At 69.2% G+C, this 20,995-nt stretch carries 16 protein-coding genes; 3 read left to right on the top strand and 13 right to left on the bottom strand.

The genetic code is table 11. The features are described from left to right. From xdhA to uraH, 8 genes are all read right to left on the bottom strand, one after another. Positions 1–1,313 (bottom strand): xanthine dehydrogenase small subunit (xdhA, locus tag C665_RS07850; RefSeq protein ID WP_004304770.1); only part of this gene is annotated, 1,313 nt, incomplete at its 3' end. Positions 1,314–1,365: 52 nt separating this feature from the next. After that, positions 1,366–2,766 (bottom strand): nucleobase:cation symporter-2 family protein, encoded by a 1,401-nt coding sequence (locus C665_RS07845; RefSeq protein WP_004304768.1) that lies wholly within the window; start codon positions 2,764–2,766, stop codon positions 1,366–1,368. Between the two features lie 456 nt (positions 2,767–3,222). Next, on the bottom strand, positions 3,223–3,732 hold the full coding sequence (locus tag C665_RS07840) for an ureidoglycolate lyase (RefSeq protein WP_004304767.1): 510 nt from the start codon (positions 3,730–3,732) through the stop codon (positions 3,223–3,225). A gap of 279 nt (positions 3,733–4,011) precedes the next feature. Further along, complete coding sequence (gene alc / locus C665_RS07835; protein WP_004304765.1) at positions 4,012–5,061, bottom strand: allantoicase; 1,050 nt, start codon at positions 5,059–5,061, stop codon at positions 4,012–4,014. Positions 5,062–5,162: 101 nt separating this feature from the next. Continuing rightward, positions 5,163–6,095: an allantoinase PuuE gene (puuE, locus tag C665_RS07830; RefSeq protein ID WP_004304763.1), complete on the bottom strand. Its 933-nt coding sequence runs from the start codon at positions 6,093–6,095 to the stop codon at positions 5,163–5,165. Between the two features lie 324 nt (positions 6,096–6,419). Continuing rightward, positions 6,420–6,992: a 2-oxo-4-hydroxy-4-carboxy-5-ureidoimidazoline decarboxylase gene (gene uraD / locus C665_RS07825; protein ID WP_004304761.1), complete on the bottom strand. Its 573-nt coding sequence runs from the start codon at positions 6,990–6,992 to the stop codon at positions 6,420–6,422. A gap of 29 nt (positions 6,993–7,021) precedes the next feature. Then, positions 7,022–8,215, bottom strand: a complete 1,194-nt coding sequence (locus C665_RS07820) for a urate hydroxylase PuuD (protein WP_004304758.1) — start codon at positions 8,213–8,215, stop codon at positions 7,022–7,024. A 53-nt stretch (positions 8,216–8,268) separates the two neighbouring features. Further along, positions 8,269–8,619: a hydroxyisourate hydrolase gene (gene uraH / locus C665_RS07815; RefSeq protein WP_004304756.1), complete on the bottom strand. Its 351-nt coding sequence runs from the start codon at positions 8,617–8,619 to the stop codon at positions 8,269–8,271. Between the two features lie 178 nt (positions 8,620–8,797). On the opposite strand from uraH, the gene C665_RS07810 reads away from it, so the two are divergent. Beyond that, complete coding sequence (locus tag C665_RS07810) at positions 8,798–9,736, top strand: LysR family transcriptional regulator (RefSeq protein WP_004304754.1); 939 nt, start codon at positions 8,798–8,800, stop codon at positions 9,734–9,736. A 306-nt stretch (positions 9,737–10,042) separates the two neighbouring features. On the opposite strand, the gene C665_RS07805 is transcribed toward C665_RS07810, so the two are convergent. Then, positions 10,043–10,516: a universal stress protein gene (locus C665_RS07805; RefSeq protein ID WP_004304752.1), complete on the bottom strand. Its 474-nt coding sequence runs from the start codon at positions 10,514–10,516 to the stop codon at positions 10,043–10,045. A gap of 276 nt (positions 10,517–10,792) precedes the next feature. On the opposite strand from C665_RS07805, the gene C665_RS07800 reads away from it, so the two are divergent. Together C665_RS07800 and C665_RS07795 are read left to right on the top strand one after the other, a co-directional pair. Next, complete coding sequence (locus C665_RS07800) at positions 10,793–11,503, top strand: glutathione S-transferase family protein (protein WP_012584976.1); 711 nt, start codon at positions 10,793–10,795, stop codon at positions 11,501–11,503. A gap of 44 nt (positions 11,504–11,547) precedes the next feature. Beyond that, positions 11,548–12,168, top strand: a complete 621-nt coding sequence (locus tag C665_RS07795; protein ID WP_004304748.1) for a glutathione S-transferase family protein — start codon at positions 11,548–11,550, stop codon at positions 12,166–12,168. 22 nt (positions 12,169–12,190) lie between these two features. Here C665_RS07795 and C665_RS07790 read toward each other — a convergent pair whose 3' ends face one another. The 4 genes from C665_RS07790 to C665_RS07775 form a co-directional block, all read right to left on the bottom strand. Then, positions 12,191–13,981 (bottom strand): bacteriohemerythrin, encoded by a 1,791-nt coding sequence (locus C665_RS07790; RefSeq protein WP_004304746.1) that lies wholly within the window; start codon positions 13,979–13,981, stop codon positions 12,191–12,193. Between the two features lie 139 nt (positions 13,982–14,120). Continuing rightward, entirely contained in the window at positions 14,121–15,353 is a 1,233-nt protein-coding gene (locus C665_RS07785; protein WP_004304744.1) for a response regulator, read from the bottom strand. 38 nt (positions 15,354–15,391) lie between these two features. After that, positions 15,392–18,616, bottom strand: coding sequence for a PAS domain S-box protein (locus C665_RS07780; protein ID WP_004304742.1), 3,225 nt, complete (start codon positions 18,614–18,616; stop codon positions 15,392–15,394). Next, positions 18,613–20,928 carry a putative bifunctional diguanylate cyclase/phosphodiesterase gene (locus tag C665_RS07775; RefSeq protein WP_004304740.1) on the bottom strand — a complete coding sequence of 772 codons (2,316 nt, stop codon included), beginning with the start codon at positions 20,926–20,928 and terminating at the stop codon, positions 18,613–18,615. Before C665_RS07775 ends, C665_RS07780 begins: the two co-directional genes overlap by 4 nt. Positions 20,929–20,995: the final 67 nt, after the last annotated feature.

The raw sequence follows: 20,995 nt of genomic DNA, 5'->3' as shown, positions 1-20,995 counted from the left end.
AGCGCGGCTTCGTCCCAGGGCCGGCCGGCGAGCGCGGCCTCGGTGGCGGTGGCGCGCCTGGGCGTCGCCGCCATGCCGCCGAAGGCGATGCGCGGAGCGTGGATCCGGCCCGCGCGCAGCTCGAGCGCGAAGCCGGCGCATACCGCGGAGATGTCGGAGTCGAAGCGCTTGGCCAGCTTCCAGCTGCGCAAGCGTCGCGCGGGTGCGGGCGGCGGCAGTTCGATCGCCTCGACGATCTCGTCGGCGGCGAGGTCCTTCTTCATGTAGTCGAGATAGAAGTCCTCCAGCGCCAGGCTGCGCCGGCCGCGCACGCTCGCGAGCACCACGCGCGCGCCGAGCGCGATCAGCGCGGGCATCGAGTCGCCGATCGGCGAGCCGTTGGCGACGTTGCCGCCGAGCGTGCCGGCGTTGCGCACCGGCGGCGAGGCGAAGCGCTCCCGCAGCTCGGCCAGCTCCGGGTGCAGGCGGACGAGCGCGGCGAAGGCGGCCGTGAGCGAAGCCGCTGCGCCGATGCGCAGGCCGCCGGCGTGCGGCACGATCGCGCGCAGGGCGGCGACCTCGCCGGTGTGGATCAGGGTGTCGAGCCGGCGCAGGCCCTTGTTGACCCACAGGCCGATGTCGGTGCCGCCGGCGAGCAGGGTGGCCGCGGGGTGGCGGCTGCGCAGGGCGAGGAGTTCGTCCACGCTGCGCGGGGCGACGAAGCGGCCGCCCTCGTGGCCGAAATCGAGCGTGTCGTCGCGGCGCAGCGCGAGCAGGGCGGTGCGCAGGCGATCGCGGTCGAGCAGGCGCGACGGGGCGTCGAACATGCGCTCGCCGGCCTCCACGATCGGCCGATAGCCCGTGCAGCGGCACAGGTTGCCGGCGAGCGCGCTGCGGATGCGGGCGGGATCCGCGGCGGCCTCGCCCTGCGCGTGACGGTCCTCGTACAGCGCCCACAGCGACATCGTGAAGCCGGGGGTGCAGAAGCCGCATTGCGAGCCGTGGCAATCGACCATCGCCTGCTGCACCGGGTGCAGGGCGCCACCGGCGAGGCTGCGCAGGTGTTCGACGGTGAACACCGCCTTGCCGTCGAGCGTGGCCAGGAAGCGGATGCAGGCGTTGACCGCGTACAGGCGCGGCGCGTCCGCGGGGTCGTCGGCGAGCTCGCCCACCACCACGGTGCAGGCGCCGCAGTCGCCCTCGTTGCAGCCTTCCTTGGTGCCGACGAGGCCGCGCGCGCCGCGCAGCCAGGCGAGCAGGCTGGTGGTGGGGGCGAGGTCGGTGATCGACACCGCCTCGCCGTCGAGCAGGATGCGTATCGTCTGGCTGTCCATCTTCGGATCCCGGGGGCGCAGGCCCGAAGATGGTAGCGCGTTCGGCGCCGCCTCAGTGCGCCAGCGCCGGCTCGATCGCCTCGGCGCTGGCGCTGCGGCGGCCGCCGTTGAGGAAGAGGTTGAGCGTCACCGCGGTGATCGCCGCGAGCAGGATGCCGCTGTGCAGCAGGGGTTCGAGCGCGTGCGGCATCTGCTGGAAGAACTTCGGCGCCACCATCGGGATCATGCCGGCGCCCACCGACAGCGCGACGATGTAGAGGTTGAAGCGGTTGTTGCGCAGGTCGGCCGCGAGCAGGATCTTGATGCCGGTGGCGGCGACCATGCCGAACATCACCAGGCCGGCGCCGCCGAGTACGTACTGCGGCACCGAGGCGATGATCAGCGCCATCTTGGGGAAGAGGCCGAAGGCCATCAGGATCGCGCCGCCCGCCACGCACACCCAGCGGCTCTTGACGCCGGTGACGCCGACCAGGCCGACGTTCTGCGAGAAGCTGGTGTGCGGGAAGGTGTTCAGGAAGCCGCCGATCAGGGTGCCGAGGCCGTCGGTGCGCAGGCCGCGGGTGAGGTCGTCGCGCGACAGCCGGCGGCCGGTGAGCTCGCCGAGCGCGAGGAACATGCCGAGCGACTCGACCATCACGACCACCATCACCAGGCACATGGTGGCGATCGAGATCGGGTCGAAGATCGGCGCGCCGAAGTGCAGCGGCGTCACGATCGACACCCAGGGCGCGTCGGCGAGGCCGTCGAAGCCGACCTTGCCGAGCGCGATCGCGATCGCGAAGCCCACGCCCATGCCGACCAGCACCGCCACGTTGGACAGGAAGCCACGACCGTAGCGGGTGATCGCCAGCACCACGACCAGCACGATGGCGGCGATGGCGAGGTATTCCGGGGCACCGTAGGCGGGGTTGTCCACCATCAGTCCGGTCGCCGCGTCGCGGATGCGCGGCTGGCCGCCGGCCGACCAGTTGATCGCCACCGGCATCAGCGAGAGGCCGATCACCGCGATGATCGAGCCGGTGACCACGGGCGGGAACAGCGGCAGCGCGCGCGCCACCAGGGGCGCGAACAGGATGCCGAAGAGGCCGGCGGCGATGCCCGCGCCGAGGATGGCGTTGATGCCGAGCGCGGGGTTGCCCGCCATCGCCACCATCGGCCCGACCGCGGCGAAGGTGACGCCCATCATGATCGGCAGGCGGATGCCGAAGCGGCCGACTCCGAGCGCCTGGATGATGGTGACCAGGCCGCAACACAGCAGGTCGGCGTTGATGAGAAAGGCGATCTGGTCCTTGGGCAGCTTGAGCGCGCCGCCGACGATCAGCGGTACCGCGATCGCGCCGGCGTACATCACCAGCACGTGCTGCAGGGCGAGGGTGAACAGGCGCCCGCCGGGCGGGCACTGGTCTACCGGGTCGAGTTCGAGCGGCCGGCTCGTGCGGGTTTGATCGGACATCGTGGCGTCTCCTTGTCGTTATGGACCGATGAGTCCAGTCTAGGATCGCGCCGTGATATGGAAACCCTTATGGGCTTATAGGACGGATCAGGGGATCCGTATGGTGTGTGCGGGGAGGGGGAGGCGTGGTGGGGCAGGGGAAGGAGAGCGGGAGCCTGCGGCGGAAGGGCGAAGGCGGTCTCTCGGGCGCCGCATCGCGACTTGCGTCGCTCCCACGAAAACCGTCGCGTCTCGGGACACGCCGCATCGCGACTTGCGTCGCTCCCACGAAAACCGTCGCGTCTCGGGACACGCCGGATCGCGACTTGCGTCGCTCCCACGAAAACCCCCGCGTCTCGGGACACGCCGGATCGCGACTCGCGTCGCTCCCACACGAACCGCCGCGCCTCGGGAGGTGGTCGTAGGAGCGACGCAAGTCGCGATTCCCGCGCTTGCGCTGCGATCACCCCGCGACGCTCACAGGGCTTCGATCACCCCGTGGCGGTCGAGTTGCACCTCGTCGCAGTTGTGTCCCGGGCCGCTGCGGTCGATGACGAGGAAGTCGCACACCCCTTCGAGCGCGAGCAGCGGGTGGTGCCACACGCCGGTGGCGTAGTTCACCCCCTGGTCGGCGCGGGCGAGGAAGACCTTCAGGTCCTCGGCCGCGGGCGGCGCGCCGGCGGGGGCGACGACGACGAGGTAGGGCTTGCCCGACATCGGGACGAAGGCCTGCGAGGCGAGCGGGTGGCGCTCCATCATCTGCACCGTGAAGGGCAGGCTGCGCGGCTGGCCGCGGAAGATGGAGACGATCACGCGCCCGTCGGGCCCGGGCTCGATGTTGGCGAGGTCGTGGTAGCGCTCGGTGTTGCCGGCGTTGATGGTGAAGTGGCGGACCGCGTCGCTGACCTCGACGACCTCGCCATAGGGGGCGAAGGCCTCGCGGGTGAGCGGATGGACGGCGAGCGGGAGGGGGGCAGCGGTGCGCATGACGGGGTCTCGGTGACGGTTGGGGGGCGTGTGTCCGCCGGAGGGGGCTGAGAGGGGGGATCGCGACTCGCGTCGCTCCTACGCGAACCGACGCGGCTCCGGCAGCACCGGTGGGATCGCGACTCGCGTCGCTCCTACGAGAACCGACGCGGCTCCGGCAGCACCGGTAGGAGCGACGCAAGTCGCGATTGGCGGTTTCGGCAGCACGGGCAGGAGCGACGCAAGTCGCGATGGTCGGCGCGGGCATCCGTGGCGGCGCGAGCGCGGCCGCCGCCGGTCTCACTTCGCCTCGACCTTGCCCCACAGGCGCAGGCGCGAGACGCCGCCGTCGGGGAAGATGTTGAAGCGGACGTGGGTGATCGGCCCCAGTTTCGCGACCTGCTCCGTAAAGGTATGGATCGCGTCCATCTCCAGCTTCTGCTCGGGCAGCAGGGTCTGCCAGAACATCGACTGGGTGGTGATCGAGCGGTCGGTGCCGCCGCTGACGTAGGCGGCCTGCACCGAGCAGCGGTCGGGGTAGTTGCCCTTGAAGAAGGCGGTGTCGACCTCGATGCGCTCGACCGTGCCGGGGGCGCCGAGCTCGAGCACGCACCAGTCGTTGCCGGGCTCGCGGCGGCGTCGGGTCTCCCAGCCGTCGCCCATGTTCATGCCGCGCCCGGGCAGCAGCAGGGCGGCGGCGGATGAGCCGAAGCTGGCGTCGTTCCACGACAGCGCGCGGCCGCCGTTCTCCATCGCTACCAGGTCGACCAGCTCGCTGCCGGCGGCCTTGGCCGCGAGTGTGCCCACCGGGCGGCCGTAGACGCGCAGGCGGGCGATGCCGCCGTCGGGGTACATGTTCACGCGCAGGTGGGTCCACGCCGCGGTGCTGGCGCACTCGAGAAGGTGGTGGCTGTTGGGGCCCATCGGGCTGGCGGGGAGGATCTCGGTCCACTCGGCCGCCTGCAGGGCGGCGACGTCGTCGGTCTCGGACACGCAGGCCTCGATCGACACCGCGGGCGGGTAGTTGCCGGTGAAGTGGGAGGTGTCGACGTCGAAGCCGCGGATCACGCCCTTGACGCCGAGTTTCACGAGCGCCCAGTCGTGGCCGGCGACGCGCTTCCTGCGCGACTCCCAGCCGTCCATCCACTTGCCGTTGGTGTCGAACTTGCCGGGGACGAACTGCGCGGGTTCGGGGTTGAGCATGCGGCCGACTTCGGCGAAGAAGTCGTCGGAGGCGGCGATCGCCTTGGCGCCGAGGCGCGGGTTGGCGAGGTCGACCGAGCGCAGCGCCCAGTCGGGCAGCTCGGCAGCGGGGGCGAAGACGGGGGCGCCGGGGGTGTGGCTGGCCATGGGGGTTCTCCTTTGGGTTCGGGTCGTGAGGCAGGCGGGAAAGAGCCGGGAGTCGCTCGGGAAATCGCGGTCTGTCCCCGATTTCCCGATTTCCCCCCGGCTTACTTCGCTTGGTAGGGGTGGCGCTCGATCCAGTGGCGGGCGACGTCGACGCGACGGCACACCCACACGCGGTCGTGCTTCTCGATGTGGTCGAGGAAGCGCTGCAGGGCGCGGAAGCGGCCCGGGCGGCCGAGCAGGCGGCAGTGCATGCCGATCGACATCATCGCGGGACGCTCCTCGCCCTCGGCGTACATCACGTCGAAGGCGTCACGCAGGTATTCGAAGAACTCGTCGCCGTGCGAGAAGCCCTGCGGCAGCGCGAAGCGCATGTCGTTGGTGTCGAGCGTGTAGGGCACCACCAGATGCGGCACGGTCTCGCCGTCGGTCCTTCTCACCTCGGTCCACAACGGCAGGTCGTCGCCGTAATAGTCCGAGTCGTACAGGAAGCCGCCGTGGTCGGCGACCAGGCGGCGGGTGTTCGGGGAGTCGCGGCCGGTGTACCAGCCCAGTGCGCGCGTGCCGGTGAGGCGCTCGATGATCTCCATGCCGATCTTCATGTGCTCGCGCTCGATCTCCTCGGGCACGTTCTGGTAGTGGATCCAGCGCCAGCCGTGGCAGGCGATCTCGTGGCCGAGCTCCTTGAAGGCGGCGGTGAGCTCGGGGTGGCGCTCGAGTGCCATCGACACGCCGAAGATCGTCAGCGGCAGGCCGCGGCGCTCGAACTCGCGCAGGAAGCGCCAAACGCCCACGCGCGAGCCGTACTCGTAGATGCCCTCCATCGACAGGTGGCGGTCGGGGTAGCTCGCGGCATTGAAGAGCTCGGAGAGGAACTGCTCGCTGCCGGCGTCGCCGTGCAACACGCAGTGCTCGCCGCCTTCCTCGTAGTTGAGCACGAACTGCACCGCGATGCGGGCGCGGCCTGGCCAGTCGGCGTGGGGCGGGTTGCGGCCGTAGCCGACGAGGTCGCGGGGGTAGGTCGGGTTCGAGGTCATGGTGTTCTGTCCAGACAGGCGATCAGGGATTCAACAGGCCAATCGGCCTTGGGGGGCGTGTGGGAGCGACGCCAGTCGCGATCCGGGCGATGACTTGGCGCCGAATGTCGGCTTCGCACGGGCGGGGGCGTTTGATCGCGACTGGCGTCGCTCTCACGGAACCGACCTCGCCTGCCTCGCCGCGCGCTAGGCGCGACGCGCGTTTGATCGCGACTTGCGTCGCTCCTACCGCGCGGCTGCGTTGGCGGGGTGCTCCTGCAGGAGCGACGCAAGTCGCGCTTCCCGCGCCGAGATGCCGACCACCCGCGCCCTCGCGGCGGCCGTTCAGCTGTTCGTCCCGAACATCGCATCCAGCCGGAAGCGGGCGATCTTGCCGATCTCGGCCAGGCAGGTGCGGAATTCGGCGTCGCGCACGTTGGCCAGGCGGGCCTCGACGCGGTCCAGGATCTGGTGGCGGGTGAGGCCCTTGACCGCGACCACGAAGGGAAAGCCGAAGCGCGCGCGGTAGTCCTGGTTGAGCCGGCGCAGGCGCTGGAGCTCTTCCTTGCTGCACTGGTCGAGCCCGGCGCCGCGCTGCTCGCCGGTGGAGGCGGTGGTCAGCGTGCCTTCCTCGGCCTCCTTGCCGGCGAGCTCGGGGTGGGCGCAGATGAGGCCGAGCTGCTCGGCAGGGTCGGCGGTGTCGACCACCAGGCACATCGCGGCGTGCAGCGCGTCGATGCTGGCGAAGGGACCGGCGCTCCAGGCACGCTCGGCGATCCACGGCGAGTGCTCGAAGATGCCTTCGAGGCGGGCGACGAAGGCGTCCTGCGCCAGGCGGGAGAGTTCATCCAGGGCGGCGTCCAGCGCGGCGGCCGGGCGGTCGGGGGCGGTGGTTGGGGCGGTGGCGGGGGTGCTCATGGTGTCTCTTCCTGTCCTGTTCCTGTCGTTCAGTCCGCGGTGCGCGCGCCCTGGGCGAACCAGATGGCGATCTTCTCGCGCTCCTCTTCGGTGATGGCGGTGAGGTTGCCGAGCGGCATGTAGCCGCTGGCCACGGTCTGCGCGCTCATCACGGCATGGGCGGCGATCTGCTCGGGCGTCTGCAGCATCACGCCCTTGGGCGCCTGGGCGAAGCCCTCGAAGGTCGGCTTGTCGGCGTGGCAGGCGATGCAGCGCTGGGCCATGATCGCCTTGACGGTGGCGAAGCTCACCTTCTCGCCGCCGGCATCGACCTGCTTCGGTGCCATCAGCACCATCAGCAGCGCGATCAGCGCGACGCCGGCCGCCGGCAGCCACCACTTGACCTGGCCGCGGTGGCGCAGCACGAAGAACTGGCGGATCAGCACCCCGGCCACCATCAGCACGCCGAGCACCAGCCAGCCCTTGGCGTTGGCGTAGGTCATCGGGTAATGGTTGCTGATCATGATGAACAGCACCGGCAGCGTGAAGTAGGTGTTATGCACCGAGCGCTGCTTGCCGACGATGCCCGGCATCGGATCGACCTGCTCGCCGCGGCGGATCTGCTCGACCATCTTCTTCTGCCCGGGGATGATGTGGAAGAAGACGTTGGCCGCCATCATGGTGCCGAGCATGGCGCCGACGTGGATGTAGGCGCCGCGGGCCGAGAACACCTGGTGCAGCACGTAGTTCGCCACCATCACGAAGACGAACACGATCGCGGCGAGCACGCCGTCCTTGCCGATCATGTTGCGGCACAGCAGGTCGTAGAACACCCAGCCGGCGACCAGGAAGGTGATCGAGATGCCGACCGCGGCGGCAGGCGAGAGCGCCATCACGCTGCTGTCGATCAGGTAGCTCGAGGCGCCGATCCAGTAGATGACGGCCATCATGCCCATGCCCGACAGCCAGGTGGTGTAGGCCTCCCACTTCGACCAGTGCAGGTCCTGGGTGAGCGGCTCGCCCTTGGGGCCGGTGAGGTATTTCTGGCTGTGGTAGAAGCCGCCGCCATGCACCGCCCACAGCTCGCCGAACACGCCGCGCTTGGCGTCGTTCGGGTTCTTCGGCGGCTTCAGCGAGTTGTCCAGCATGACGAAGTAGAAGGACGCGCCGATCCAGGCGATGCCGGCGATCAGGTGCAGCCAGCGGACCAGCAGGTTGGCCCAGTCGAGCAGGTAGGCTTCCATGGTCTGTTCTCTTGTTCTCGATTCGGTTCGGTGTGGAGGTGGAAGCGCCGGGTTCAGCTGCCGCGGTAGGTGGAATAGCTCCACGGCGACACCAGCAGGGGCACGTGGTAGTGCTCGGCGACATCGGCGATGCCGAAGCGCAGCGCGACCTCGTCCACGAACGGCGGCTCGGGCAGGTTCAGGCCCAGCGCGCGGAAGTAGTCGCCGGCGGCGAAGACGATCTCGTACTTGCCGGCCTCGAGTGCGGCGCCTTCGAGCAGCGGCTTGTCGCAGCGGCCGTCGTGGTTGGTGACGCTGCGCGCGACTTCGCGGCGCTCGCCGTCGAGCCGGTACACGGTGACGGTGATGCCGGTTCCGGGCTTGCCGTGGGCGGTGTCGAGGACGTGGGTGGTCAGGCGGCCCATGCGCTTGTCTCCTGGTCTGGTGCGGGGCTGGGGGAATCGTGTGAGACGCAGTGTAAGCCGGGTCCGTGTTAACGGAACGCATATGTCCTTATATGTGATATATGCTCTCGCGTATCTGTCTGCTGGCGGCCAGTCGCTCCCGCCCCGGATCCACACAAGAACGACGAGGAGACCCACCATGAGCCTGCGGCGCAGTGACGACCCGCTCGACACCTACCTGTTGCGCGTGTTCGTGCTCCTGATCAGCGAGCGCAGCGTGTCGCGCACCGCGCTGCGCCTGAACCAGTCGCAGCCCGCGGTGAGCGCGGCCTTGAAGCGTCTGCGCGAGATCCTCGGCGATCCGCTGCTGGTGCGGGAGAAGGGCGGCATGGTGCCGACCGAGCGCGCGCTCGCGCTGATGTCGCACGCCAAGGGCGCGCTCGCCGAGATCGACCGCATGACCGATGCGCCGGAGTCCTTCGAGCCGCACAGCACCCGCCACGAGTTCCGCGTCGGCTCGCCCGACTATCTCGCGCCGGTGTTCGTCGCCAGCGTGGCCGAGCGCTTCCGCCGCGAGGCGCCGCAGGCGCGCCTGAGCCTGCACGCGCTGGGGCCGAGCTTCGACTTCGAGCGCTCGCTCGCGGAAGGGGACCTGGACGTGGTGATCGGCAACTGGCCCGAGCCGCCGCACCGCATGCACCTGTCGATGCTGCTCGAGGACGAGATCGTGTGCCTGGTGGCGGCCAGCCACCCGTGCGCGAAGAAGGGGATGAGCGTCGACGACTACCTGCGCGCCGCGCACGTGGTGCCGATGCCGTATTCGATCAGCCAGCGCGGGGTCATCGACAGCGTGCTGGCGTCGATGCGCATCAACCGCGACGAGCGCGTGGCGGTGCAGTCCTTCACCGCCGCACCCTACCTGCTGCAGGGCACCGATCTGGTGTTCACCACCACCCGGCACTTCGCGCAGTTCTACGCCAACCTGCTGCCGCTGGCGATCATCCCCTCGCCGATCGCCTTTCCACCGATGCGCTTCTACCAGCTCTGGCACGAGCGCAACCACCATTCCACCGGCCACCGCTGGCTGCGCCGACTGTTGTCGGATTGCGGGCGCAGGATCGCGCCACCGCATGCGTGAGCGGGATGGGGGCTTGCGGTCCGCGTGGTGCCTGCGGAGGAGCGCGGTGTTTCTGGAAACGGTGGATCGCGACTTGCGTCGCTCCTACGGAAACCGTTGTGGCGCTGGAACGCGGCGCGCCCCGAACCGCCGCGGCTCCGGAGCCATGCCGTAGGAGCGACGCAAGTCGCGATTGCCGCGCTGGATCGGCCGCGGTGCGAATCCCATGCGCCGGATCGCGACTCGCGTCGCTCCCACGCAGGAAGCACCGCGTCGCTCGCACGCAGGAGGCACCGCGTCGCGCCTGCGCAGGAAGTACCGCAGCGCTCAGCGGTCGATCGGCACCAGCATCACCGGGATGTCGGCCTTCATGGTGACCTTGTGTGCCACCGAGCCGAGCAGCAGCTCGCCGATGGTGCTGTGGCCGCGCGAGCCCATGACGATCACGTCGGCGAGCACATGCTTGGCGACGTCGAGGATGCGGCGCGAGGGGTCGCCCTCGAGCGCGCGCACGCTGGCGAGCACGCTCTTCACGTCGAGCTCGGGGTTGGCTTCGGCGAAGACGTCGATGCGATGGCGCAGCAGGGCCTCGGCCTTCTTGTGGCCGGCGAGCTTGATCTCGTCCATCTTCTCCTCGCTGAGGAACTCCTCGTAGGGCAGGCTGCTCGATGGAAGGGTCACGGTGACGGCGTGCAGCTTGGCGTTGAACTTCATCGCCAGGCCCACGGCGTGGCGGAATACCGCGGGCGAGCGCGGGGTCAGGTCGGAGGCGTAAAGGATCGAGCGGATTTCGTAGCTCATCGAGGGAACTCCCGGTTGCGGTGGTGTGGTCGGTGCCGGAGCGCGGTGTCCCGGCGGGCATCCTGCATTCTCGTGGCCGGTGGATCCGGCGATGCCTGCGCAGGCGTCCTGGACAAAGTGTAGAGGCGTGCGCCGCGCCGGCGCAGCCGCGCCGCCCGATAGCGCATATACGGAATGCGTGATGACGCTCACACGTGCGGCCTGCTTGCGGCCGGGCCGGCACGGGCGGGATGATGATGCAAGAACGGGCCGCGGCCCGCAGCCATGGAGAATCGCATGATCGATCTGTACACCGCCGCAACCCCCAACGGCCACAAGGTCTCGATCGCGCTCGAGGAGCTCGGCCTGGCGTACTCGCTGCGCGTGCTCGACCTGTCCGCCAACGAGCAGAAGGAGCCCTGGTTCCTCGCCATCAACCCCAACGGTCGCATCCCGGCGATCGTCGACCACGACGAGGGCGACTTCGCGGTCTTCGAGTCGGGCGCGATCCTGATCTACCTCGCCGAGAAGACCGGCCGGCTGATGCCGCAAGACGCCAGGGGGCGCTCGCGCGTGCTGCAGTGGCTGATGTTCCAGATGGGCGGCATCGGCCCGATGATGGGCCAGGCCAACGTCTTCTTCCGCTATTTCCCGGAGAAGATCCAGCCCGCGATCGACCGCTACCAGGGTGAGGTCAAGCGCCTGTTCCGCGTGCTCGACGGCCATCTGGCGAAGAACGAGTACCTCGCCGGCGACTATTCCATCGCCGACATCGCCAACTGGGCCTGGGTGCGCACGCACAACTGGTCGGGGGTGGCGATCGACGACCTGCCCGACCTCGCGCGCTGGCGCGACCAGATCCGCGCCCGCCCCGCCGTGCAGCGCGGCATCGAGATGCCGCCGTCCAGCTTCGACCGCGACGGTGACGGCGAGGAACAGGCCAAGGCGTTCTCGGCGAAGGTGCGCAACATGGTCGAGACCGGCCAGTCGCGCAGCGGTGGAGTCTGAGGGCCCCAGCGGCCCTGCCGGTTCAGGACATTCCAGGAGACCCCATGAAGCTCTATGTATCACCCCGGGCGCCCAATCCGCGCCGCGTGCAGATGTTCATCGCCGAGAAGGGCATCCGCGGCATCGAGGAGGTCGCGGTCGACCTCGTCAAGGGCGAGCACCGCAGCTCGGACCACCGCGCACGCAGCCCGCTCGCCAAGGTGCCGGTGCTGGAACTCGACGACGGCCGCTACCTCGGCGAGACGCGGGCGATCTGCAGCTACCTCGAAGGCCTCTACCCCGAGCCCAACCTGATGGGCGAAAGCTTCGAGGAGCGTGCCTTCGTCGAGATGACCGACCGCCGCGTCGAGCTCTACCTCTTCGGCGGCATCATGAACTGCGTCCGCCACACCCATCCCGGGCTGGCGCCGCTGGAGCAGCCGCAGTTCGAGGATTTCGGCCGCTCGCAGGGCGAGAAGGTGCGCGAGGTGGCGCGCTGGCTCGACGAGGAGCTCGGCCGCCAGCCCTTCGTCGCCGGCGAGCGCTTCACCATCGCCGACATCACGGCCTTTTGCGCGATCGAGTTCGCGCGCGGGCTGATGAGGTTCAGGCCCGGCGCCGAGGGCATGGCCAACCTGCAGGACTGGCGCGACCGCATCGCCGAGCGCCCGAGCGCGCGGGTCTAGGTGCGCGGCTGCGCGGGAAGGATCAGGAACCCGCGCGTTCGCGGCGGCTGCGGTCCAGCCAGTAGAGCAGCTTCGAGTACAGCACGGCGGGCATGATCGGCTTGGTCAGGAAGTCGTCCATGCCGGCTTCGAGGCAGCGGACCCGGTCCTCGGCGAAGGCATTGGCCGTCAGGGCGATGATCGGCACCTCGCGCCCCCAGTCCTGGGTCCGGATCCTGCGCGTCGCGGCGATCCCGTCGACAACCGGCATCTGCATGTCCATGAGGATCAGGGCCGGCTTGCAGCGTTCGGCGAGCGCCGCGGCCTCTTCTCCGTCGGCTGCGCATTCCGGCGCCAGCCCGCCGCGCGACAGCAGCACCCGGGCGATTTCCCGATTGACCTTGTCGTCGTCGGCCAGCAGCACGCATGCGCCGCCATGCCGCTCGGCGAGCGCGCCGCGGATCTCCAGGGGCGAACCCGTGGGCGCCACGACCTCGTCGGCCTTCACCTTGCGCAGGCGCGTGGTGAACCAGAATCGACTGCCGCGACCAGGCTCGCTCTCGGCGCCCGCCTGCCCGCCCATCAGCTCGGCGAGACGCGCGGTGATCGCCAGCCCGAGCCCGGTGCCGCCGTGCTCGCCCGTCGAGGTCGCCTCGGTCTGGGTGAAGGGCTTGAACAGACGCCGCAGTTCGGCGGCAGCGATGCCCGGCCCGGTGTCCTCGACCACGAAGCGGACGTCCACCGCGTCCGTGTCGACCGCGCTGGCGCTGCAGCGCACGGTGATGCCACCCCGCTCGGTGAATTTCAGCGCGTTGATGAGGTAGTTGACCAGCGCCTGGCGCAGACGCGTCGCGTCGCCGAGGAAGGTGCCCGGCGGCAGGTCGAACTCTGCACGCAGGCTCAGCCCCTTGGCCTCGGCCTGGTGGGCGAGCATCGCCATCGCCTCCTCGACCACGCCGCGCAGGTCGAGTGCGGCCTCGTCGAGCGTGAACTTCCCCGCTTCGATCTTCGACAGGTCGAGGATGCCGTTGATGATCGAGAGCAGGTGCCTGCCTGCGTTCTCGATCACGTCGAGCCGCTCCCGCTGGGACGCCGGCAACTCCTCCTGGTGCATCAGGTGCGACATGCCCAGGATTGCAGCGAGCGGTGTGCGGATCTCGTGGCTCATGCTGGCGAGGAAAGACGATTTCGCCTCGCTGACACTTTCCGCGTTCTCCTTGGCGCGCTTGAGCGCCTCGTGCGCCTTTTGCAGTTCGGCTTCCGCCTGGCGGCGACGGTTGATCTCCCGCGTCATCGCCATCGTGCGGTTGGCGAGCTTGTCGTACATCACCAGCACGGTCTCGACCAGGACGCGCATCGAACCCGACATGGTTTCGTCGGCTTGCGTCCTCGCCTGCTCGAGCGTCAATCCGCGCTGCACGCCGTGTACGACCAGGGCCATGCGGCGGTCCGCCTCGAGGATGTGCAGTGCCAGCCAGCGGGTCAGAAAGTTGACGATGTTCTCGATCACCGTCTCGAAGGGTTTGGTGGATTCCTCCGCCTTCAGACGCAGGACCTCGTCGATGAAACGGACGTGAGATTCATGGTGGCCCGCGACGCCGGCGTACTCGCCCAGATGCGCCTGCCAGAGCGCCTCCTCGGTGGTGAAATGGACCTCGACGTAATCGCGCAGCTGGTCGAACACCGAATTGAGCGTGGGGGCGTCGGATTGGAAGGCGAGATGCGTGACGAGACGGTTCAGCAGTGCCACGAGCTGCTGGTGCTGTGCATCGATGACCGCGATGCCGGTGGCGAAGTTGCTGTCCCACGGGAAGATCTCCATCTCGGTGATCATTGCTGCGGTGCTCCGGGCAGAGGATGGCATCTTGAAGGTGGCGAATATTGTAAATATTCCAGATATGGCGACGATGGTTGATATTTCACGCGTCGACGCGAATTCTGCCGGCTGCCGGCCTTGCCCTCAAACGCCCTCCTCACGGGGCGAGGTGGCGAGCGAGCTTCTGCAGCAGGATCTCGCGGTCGAACGGCTTCACCAGGAAGTCCACCGCACCGGCCTTGAGGCTGGCTTCGAGAACCTGGCGTTCGCTGTGACCGGTGATCATCACCACCGGGATGGCCGCAAAACGCGGGATGGCCTTCAGGCGTCGGGTGAGTTCCACACCGTTGAAGTCGGGCAGCGCGACATCCATCAGGATGAGATCGGGGGGCTGGCGGCCGAGCACCGCAAGGGCTTCGGCACCCGAGTGCGCGATGATCGAACGGTAGCCGGAATTGCCGAGCAGGCGTTCGAGCAGCTTGCACTGGAAGGCGTCGTCGTCGACCACCACGATGAGGGGCGGTGTCCTGCCAGCGAGTTCGCCGAGTTGGCGAGCCGCATCGAGTTGCGGCTTGACGTCCGCCTTGAGCCCGCCGATCCATTCGGTGAGCGGCACCACCTTCTTTTTCGCCTCGTCCACACGCAGCTTCGCTTCCTGGATGACGTCTTCTTGCGGTGTCACGGCGAACTGGGTCGGCCGATCCAGGCCCGAGGGCACGTCGCCGACGTCGAGCTCGAAGCTGTCCGTGAATGCGGGCAGGACGTCGAGGCCTGCGTCCGGGATGGTGGCGCTGTCGCTGGAGGGCGCTGCGGGCGCCGCAGGGCGGGGCTGCGCGCTGGAGGCTTCGATTTCCGCTGCCTGAAGTGCGCGCTCGAGCGCGTCAGCATGCTGACGACCGACCTCGATGCGATCGTCCAGCACGGTCTCCAGCTGGCTGATCGAGCGTGCATGCGCGGCGACCTCGCGTGCGTTCGGCGTGTCCCGCTGGGCCTGCAACGAGCGGCCGGCGATGAGGACCGACATGGCCAGGCGTGGCGTGTCGAACACCATGGGCCAGTACAGGACGTAGTCGTCGAAGTACTCCTTGCGGCACAGCTCGAATGCGCGATGGACGTTGTCCTTGTCGCACAGCACGATGCTGCGGTGAGGCAGGGAGTGCACCACCTCGCTGTGACGATAGAGGCCGAGCGAGTAGCGCTCGGCGCGCTCGAGGCTGGTGAAGGCCAGCACCACGACGTCGGGCTGGACGCGCTCGAAATCGGCGATGAAGCGACTCTCGATCGTCGACGTCTCGATGTGCTCGAAATGGTCCGCGAGCAGGCGCGCGATCTGGGCCGCATCGGCCGCGACGTCGGTAACGACCAAGACCTTGAGGGTCTCGAGGTTCATCGGTTCCGGCTCTGTCGGTGGGATCCGTATTCTAGCGGCTACCCAGGCCGGGGGGTATCACCACGCGCAGGCGGAACTCCTGCGGCCTGTGTGCCTTGCATCGCGGTGAGCGTGGCTGCCAGGGCCGCCTCGAGCAGCCCGCCCTGGCGCTGCACTTGGTCGCCATCGTCGTCGCGACCGGCCTGTTCGAGCGCGGCGCAGATTTCGCCGAGCTGCATGGCGCCGACCGAGCGCGAGGAGGACTTCAGGCGGTGGGCGAGCTCGCCGGCCCGGCGCCAGTCGCCGTCCTCGCACGCCTTGCGGATGCTGCGCACGGTGTCGCATGCGGAGAGCCGGTATTCGCCGAGAAACTCCGCGATCAGCGCCGCATCGTTGCCGATCAGTCCCGGCAAGGCCTGCGGATCGAACACCGCAGGGGGCGCCGCCGGGGCTGCCGGCGCGGTGCCGGCGGGAGTCCGCTGCTCGGTGTCCGGTTGCAGCCAGCGCGCGAGCACCTCCTGCAGCGCCGCAACCTGTACCGGCTTGAGGATGAAGTCGTCCATGCCGGCGTCGATGCAGCGCTCCTTCTCTCCGCGCAGGGCGTTTGCGGTGACCGCCACGATCGGCGTACGCCGGCCCGGCGCTTCCTCGCTGCGGATCCTCGCCGTGAGTTCGTAGCCGTCCATCCCGGGCATGTGGAGATCGGTCAGCAGCAGGCTGTATTGACCCTGCCGCCAGCGCTCGAGTGCCTCGAAGCCATCCTCGGCAGTGTCGCATTGCAGCCCGAGGAGTGCGAGCTGTCGCGCGATGACGCGACGATTGATGTCGTTGTCCTCGGCGACGAGGATGCGGCGACCGGACTCGCCGGCTCCGGGTGTCGCAAGCGGCGGCGTGGGCGAGGGGCGAGCGAGCGCCGTGCTGCGGGCTGGCTCGCTGCGCGTGGCCGAGCCGTTGGTCGCGGCAAGCGGGAGCGTGACCACGAAGCGGCTGCCACGCCCGGGAAGGCTGTTCACCTCCATCCGGCCCTTCATCATGCGCACGAGGCGCGTGCAGATCGACAGTCCGAGTCCGCTGCCGCCGAAGCGGCGGGTGGTGCTGGATTCGGCTTGCGAGAAGGGGTCGAAGATCTTTTCGATCGCCTCGGGGGCGATGCCGATGCCGTTGTCGGTGACCATGAAGCGGATCCGGCCTGCGCCGGCGGTCTCGACGCGAATCTCGACGCGGCCGGGGCGGTCGAGGCCGGAGGAGAACTTCACCGCGTTGCCGACGAGGTTGCACAGGATCTGCTGCAGGCGCAGCGCGTCGGTGCGCACGACCGCGGGCACGTCGGGGTCGATGCGGGTACTCAGCCGGACCGACTTGCGGTTCGCGACCGTCTGCAGGATGCCGACGACACGCGCGATCAGGTCGGGGATCGATGCAGGGCCGACGTCGAGCTCGAGATTGCCCGACTCGATCCTGGAAAAGTCGAGGATGTCGTCGATCAGCCGCAGCAGGGTCTCGGCGGATTCGCGCATGATGCCGACCATCTCGACCTGTTCCGTGGAGAGCTGCGAATGGCTCAGCACGTCGAGCAGGCCGATCACCCCGTTCATCGGCGTGCGGATCTCGTGGCTCATCGTGGTGAGGAACTCGCTCTTTGCGCGGCTGGCGATGTTGGCCGCATCGAGTGCGTGCTGCAGTTCGGCCGTCCGGCTCTCGACCAGGCCCTCGAGGTGTTCGTGGTAGCGCAGCAGTTCCTCTTCCATGCGCCGTTGCGCGGTGATGTCCTGCTTGACCGCGACGTAGTGGGTGATGTGCCCGCTTTCGTCGTGGATCGGCGTGATCGTCACGCGCTCGAGGTACTCGCTGCCGTCCTTGCGGCGGTTGAAGAACTCGCCCTGCCAGGAGCGGCCGTGGGTGAGCGTGTTCCACAGGTCCGCATAGGTGGCCGGGGTGGTGCGTCCGGACTGCAGCAGGCGCGGGTTCTGGCCGATGGCCTCGGCACGGGAATAGCCGGTCTTGTCGATGAAGGCCTGGTTGACGTACTCGATCTCGGCCCGGGTGTTGGTGATGACGATGCTCTCCGGGCTCTCCTCGACGGCGCGCGACAGCTTGCGCAGCTCATCCTCGGCCGCCTTGCGCGCGCTGATGTCGAGTCCGAATGCGAAGCGCGCGACGGCGCGGCCGCGGTCGTCGAGCAGGGCGGTCACTCCGATCACGAGCGGCAGCCGGCTGCCGTCCTTGCGCAGGTGAACGGTCTCGAAACTGGCGTTGCCGATGCGATCGGCCTCGGCGAGGTGAGCATGGAGTTGCTCGCGCTCGTCCTCGGGGTAAAGTTCGTCGATCCGCATGCCGCGCAGCTCCTCGATCGAGTAGCCGTGCTGGCTCGCATAGGTGGCATTGACGTCGATGATCGTGTTGTCGGACACGTCGTGCATCGCGAGGCCGAGGTTCGACAGGCGGAAGAAGCGCTCCCAGCGTCGCGACAACGCTTCGGCCTGCTTGCGCTCGGTGATGTCGTGCACGATCGAGAAGACCATGGAGCGGTTGCCGTCCTCGGTCGGTCCGCTGTGGACCTCGACGTCGCGGACGGAGCCGTCGGCGCGGCGATGGCGGAACTCGAAGTGCTTGCGCTCTTCCGCATGGGCCGCCTTCAGTTCGACGAGCAGCGCCTGCGGGGACAGGGTGTTGATGTCCCCGATCTGCATCGTCTGCAGCGTTTCCCTGGACCAGCCGTAGAACTCCTCCGCGGCGGGGTTGGCGTCGAGGATGCGACCGCTCTCCGGGTCGAGGATCAGCATCACCGCGTGGCTGTTGTTGAAGATGTGCGCGTAGCGGGCTTCGCTGAGGTCGCGCGCGCGCTCGGCCTCGAGCTGTCGGGTGAGGTCCTTCGCGAAAGAGAGCAGCGAGACGAGCCGGCCTTGCGGGTCGCGGTTCGCCCGGTTGTGCCATTCGCAATGCAGCAGGCGGCCGTCGCGCGTGAAGTTGCGGCCGATCACCGGCGGTGTGGGACCGTCCGCGGTGATGGCCTGGCCGATCGCGCGCTTGACCGCCGCCGCGTCGTCCGGATGGGTGAAGCTCCATTCGTTGGGGCGCCTGCCGAGCACCTCCGCAGCGGACCAGCCGAAAACCCGCTCGGCCTCGGGCGACCAGCGCAGGACGCGCATGTCGCGGCCCCACTCGATGACCGCGAACGGGCAGGCCTCGATGAAAAGCTCGATCGCTGCCGCGGAGGGGGACAAGGCTGGCGTCGGGGCAGGGAGGCTCACGGTGGCGCGCTGTGCCGGGTGCGGATCGTTCATCGGTCGCGATCGGCCCCGCCCCGGGGCTGGGCGCCGCTCCCGTGCAATGCGTCCGTCGCGGACATCCGGGCGCGGAAGCTCTCCACCGCCTCGGGGCGGGCGAACAGGAAGCCTTGGAAGGCGTCGCAGCCGTTGTCGAGCAGACAGGCGTGCTGTGCGGAGGTTTCCACGCCCTCGGCGACGACGCGGATGCGCAGGGTGTCGGCGAGTGCCATGATGGTGCGCACGATCGCCAGGCTGCTGGCGTTGGCGGGCAGGTCGCGCACGAAGGTGCGGTCGATCTTGAGCTCGTCGAGCGGTAGGCGCTGCAGGTAGCCGAGCGAGGAGTAGCCGGTGCCGAAGTCGTCGATCGAGAAGCGTATGCCCATCTCGCGCAGGCGGGTCATGGCCTCGATGGCGCGCTCGATGTCGGTGAGCAGCAGCGATTCGGTGAGTTCGAGCTTGAGCCGCTCGGCGGGGGCGCCGGTGCGCGCCAGCAGCGCGAGCACCTCCTCGACGAAACCGGGCTCGTAGAGCTGGGCGGTGCTGACGTTGACCGCCATCACCAGGCCGTCGGCGCCGGGGAGCGCGACCCAGCGCGCGAGTTCCTCGCAGGCGAGCGCCATCGCCTCGCGTCCGAGCGCAGGCATCAGGCCCGCCTGCTCGGCGATCGGGATGAACAGGGCGGGCGGGGTCGGTCCGTGCCCCTCGCGGTTCCAGCGCAGCAGGGCCTCGGCGCCGATCAGGCGTCCGCCGGCGTCGAGCTGGGGCTGCAGGTGGAGCAGGAATGCGCCAGAGCCGATCGCGCCGCGCAGCTCGGTCTCCAGCGCGAGCCGGTCGGCCAGCTCGGTACGCATGTGCGGATCGAAGACGCGGGCGGTGTTCTTGCCCGAGCGCTTGGCCTCGTACATCGACAGGTCGGCGCGCTGCATCAGTTCGTCGGCCGTGTGCTCGTGGCCGTTGAAGATCACCAGGCCCAGGCTCGCGGTGCATTTGCGGTCGAGTCCGTCGAGACGGTAGGGATGGCCGAGCTGTTCGAGCAGTTTGTCCGCGACCTGACGCGCGGCGAGCAAGGCCTCGTCGGCAGATTCGGCGAGCAGCTCGAGCAGGACCACGAACTCGTCGCCGCCGAAGCGTGCCACCGTGTCGGATTCGCGCACCACGCCGCGCAGGCGTGCACCGGCCTCGCGCAGCAGCACGTCGCCGTTGTGGTGGCCGAGCAGGTCGTTGATGTCCTTGAAGTCGTCCAGGTCGATGAACATCAGCGCGCCGTGCAGGCCGGTGCGCGCATTGGTGGCGATCGCGTGGCCGAGGCGCTCGACGAGCAGGCGGCGGTTGGGCAGCGTGGTGAGCGGGTCGTAGTAGGCGAGCTTGCGGATGCGCTCCTCGGCGGCCACGTTGGGTGTGATGTCCTGCACCAGGATGGCCGCCGCGCGGCGCCCGCCGATCGGGGCGTCGATGGCCTGGATCCAGGCCTGGAATTCGCGGTGGCCGGCGGGCGTGTCGAGCGCATAGCGGGCGCAGGTCCGCTCCGGGCTGGCCAGGGCTTGCTCCAGCGCCTCGCGCAGCACGGCGGCCGGCGCGGCGGGCAGGACTTCCTCCAGACGCCGGCCGATCACCTGCTCGGGCGGTGCGGCGAGCAGGTTTTCCTGGCGGGTGATGACCTCGAGGTAGCGGCCGTCCTCGTCGACCACGAAGACCAGGTCGGGGATGGCCGCGGTGATCGCGCGCAGGCGCGCCTCGCTCGCCGCCAGCGCGCATTCGGTCGCGCGGCGCTGCTCGAGGTCGCGCAGCAGGGCGCCGAGCAGCAGCGTGGCGGCCCCCATCAGCAGCAGGTAGGGCAGGCCGAGGTTGGCGAAGAGACCGGCGAGGGACTGGTTGGGGACCGTTGCGATCAGCAGCAGGCTGGTGGCGTGGGTGAATACGCCGAAGAGGAAGAGCTGCAGCGGCGCCGGCCGCAGCCAGCCGCGCGCGGCGCCGAGGCGGAAGGCGAGGCCGAGCAGCACCGCCAGCGTGATCGTCGTCACGCCGATGAAGACGCCGCTGCCGCCCAGCCAGATGCGATAGGCTGCGGCGGCCAGGCCGGCCACGGCGCCGGCGAGCGGACCGCCGAAGAGTGCGCCCACGCTCAACACCACCGAGCGCGGATCCACGATGACGCCGGGCGCCAGCGTGATCGGCATCATCATGCCGGCGATGCAGGCCAGCCCGTAGATCAGCCCGGACCCGACCGCGAATGCCGGGCCGCCGTGCGCGCAGCGGCGTGCCAAACCGCCCTGCAGCAGGCAGAGGGCGAGCAGCAGGGCGGTGGCCTGGAGCAGGTCGAGGATCATCGGGCGGGTACGGGCAGGCGGACCTGCGCCGGAGCGTGTTCGGATGCCGCAGATGCTAGCCCGCGCT

Origin of the sequence: Thauera aminoaromatica S2 (genome assembly GCF_000310185.1) — a bacterium.
Lineage (GTDB): Bacteria > Pseudomonadota > Gammaproteobacteria > Burkholderiales > Rhodocyclaceae > Thauera > Thauera aminoaromatica.
Note: the sequence above shows the minus strand (reverse complement) of the source record. Positions and strands in the feature narration are given on the sequence as shown.

Bases quoted from the DNA above. Each gene is read 5' to 3' on its own strand.
- C665_RS07805 (WP_004304752.1), bottom strand. From the start codon at position 10,516: ATGAGCTACGAAATCCGCTCGATCCTTTACGCCTCCGACCTGACCCCG.
- C665_RS07840 (WP_004304767.1), bottom strand. From the start codon at position 3,732: ATGCGCACCGCTGCCCCCCTCCCGCTCGCCGTCCATCCGCTCACCCGC.
- uraH (WP_004304756.1), bottom strand. From the start codon at position 8,619: ATGGGCCGCCTGACCACCCACGTCCTCGACACCGCCCACGGCAAGCCC.
- C665_RS07780 (WP_004304742.1), bottom strand. From the start codon at position 18,616: ATGAACGATCCGCACCCGGCACAGCGCGCCACCGTGAGCCTCCCTGCC.
- C665_RS07845 (WP_004304768.1), bottom strand. From the start codon at position 2,766: ATGTCCGATCAAACCCGCACGAGCCGGCCGCTCGAACTCGACCCGGTA.
- C665_RS07795 (WP_004304748.1), top strand. From the start codon at position 11,548: ATGAAGCTCTATGTATCACCCCGGGCGCCCAATCCGCGCCGCGTGCAG.
- C665_RS07810 (WP_004304754.1), top strand. From the start codon at position 8,798: ATGAGCCTGCGGCGCAGTGACGACCCGCTCGACACCTACCTGTTGCGC.
- C665_RS07800 (WP_012584976.1), top strand. From the start codon at position 10,793: ATGATCGATCTGTACACCGCCGCAACCCCCAACGGCCACAAGGTCTCG.
- C665_RS07785 (WP_004304744.1), bottom strand. From the start codon at position 15,353: ATGAACCTCGAGACCCTCAAGGTCTTGGTCGTTACCGACGTCGCGGCC.
- alc (WP_004304765.1), bottom strand. From the start codon at position 5,061: ATGGCCAGCCACACCCCCGGCGCCCCCGTCTTCGCCCCCGCTGCCGAG.
- puuE (WP_004304763.1), bottom strand. From the start codon at position 6,095: ATGACCTCGAACCCGACCTACCCCCGCGACCTCGTCGGCTACGGCCGC.
- C665_RS07790 (WP_004304746.1), bottom strand. From the start codon at position 13,981: ATGATCACCGAGATGGAGATCTTCCCGTGGGACAGCAACTTCGCCACC.
- C665_RS07820 (WP_004304758.1), bottom strand. From the start codon at position 8,215: ATGGAAGCCTACCTGCTCGACTGGGCCAACCTGCTGGTCCGCTGGCTG.
- uraD (WP_004304761.1), bottom strand. From the start codon at position 6,992: ATGAGCACCCCCGCCACCGCCCCAACCACCGCCCCCGACCGCCCGGCC.
- C665_RS07775 (WP_004304740.1), bottom strand. From the start codon at position 20,928: ATGATCCTCGACCTGCTCCAGGCCACCGCCCTGCTGCTCGCCCTCTGC.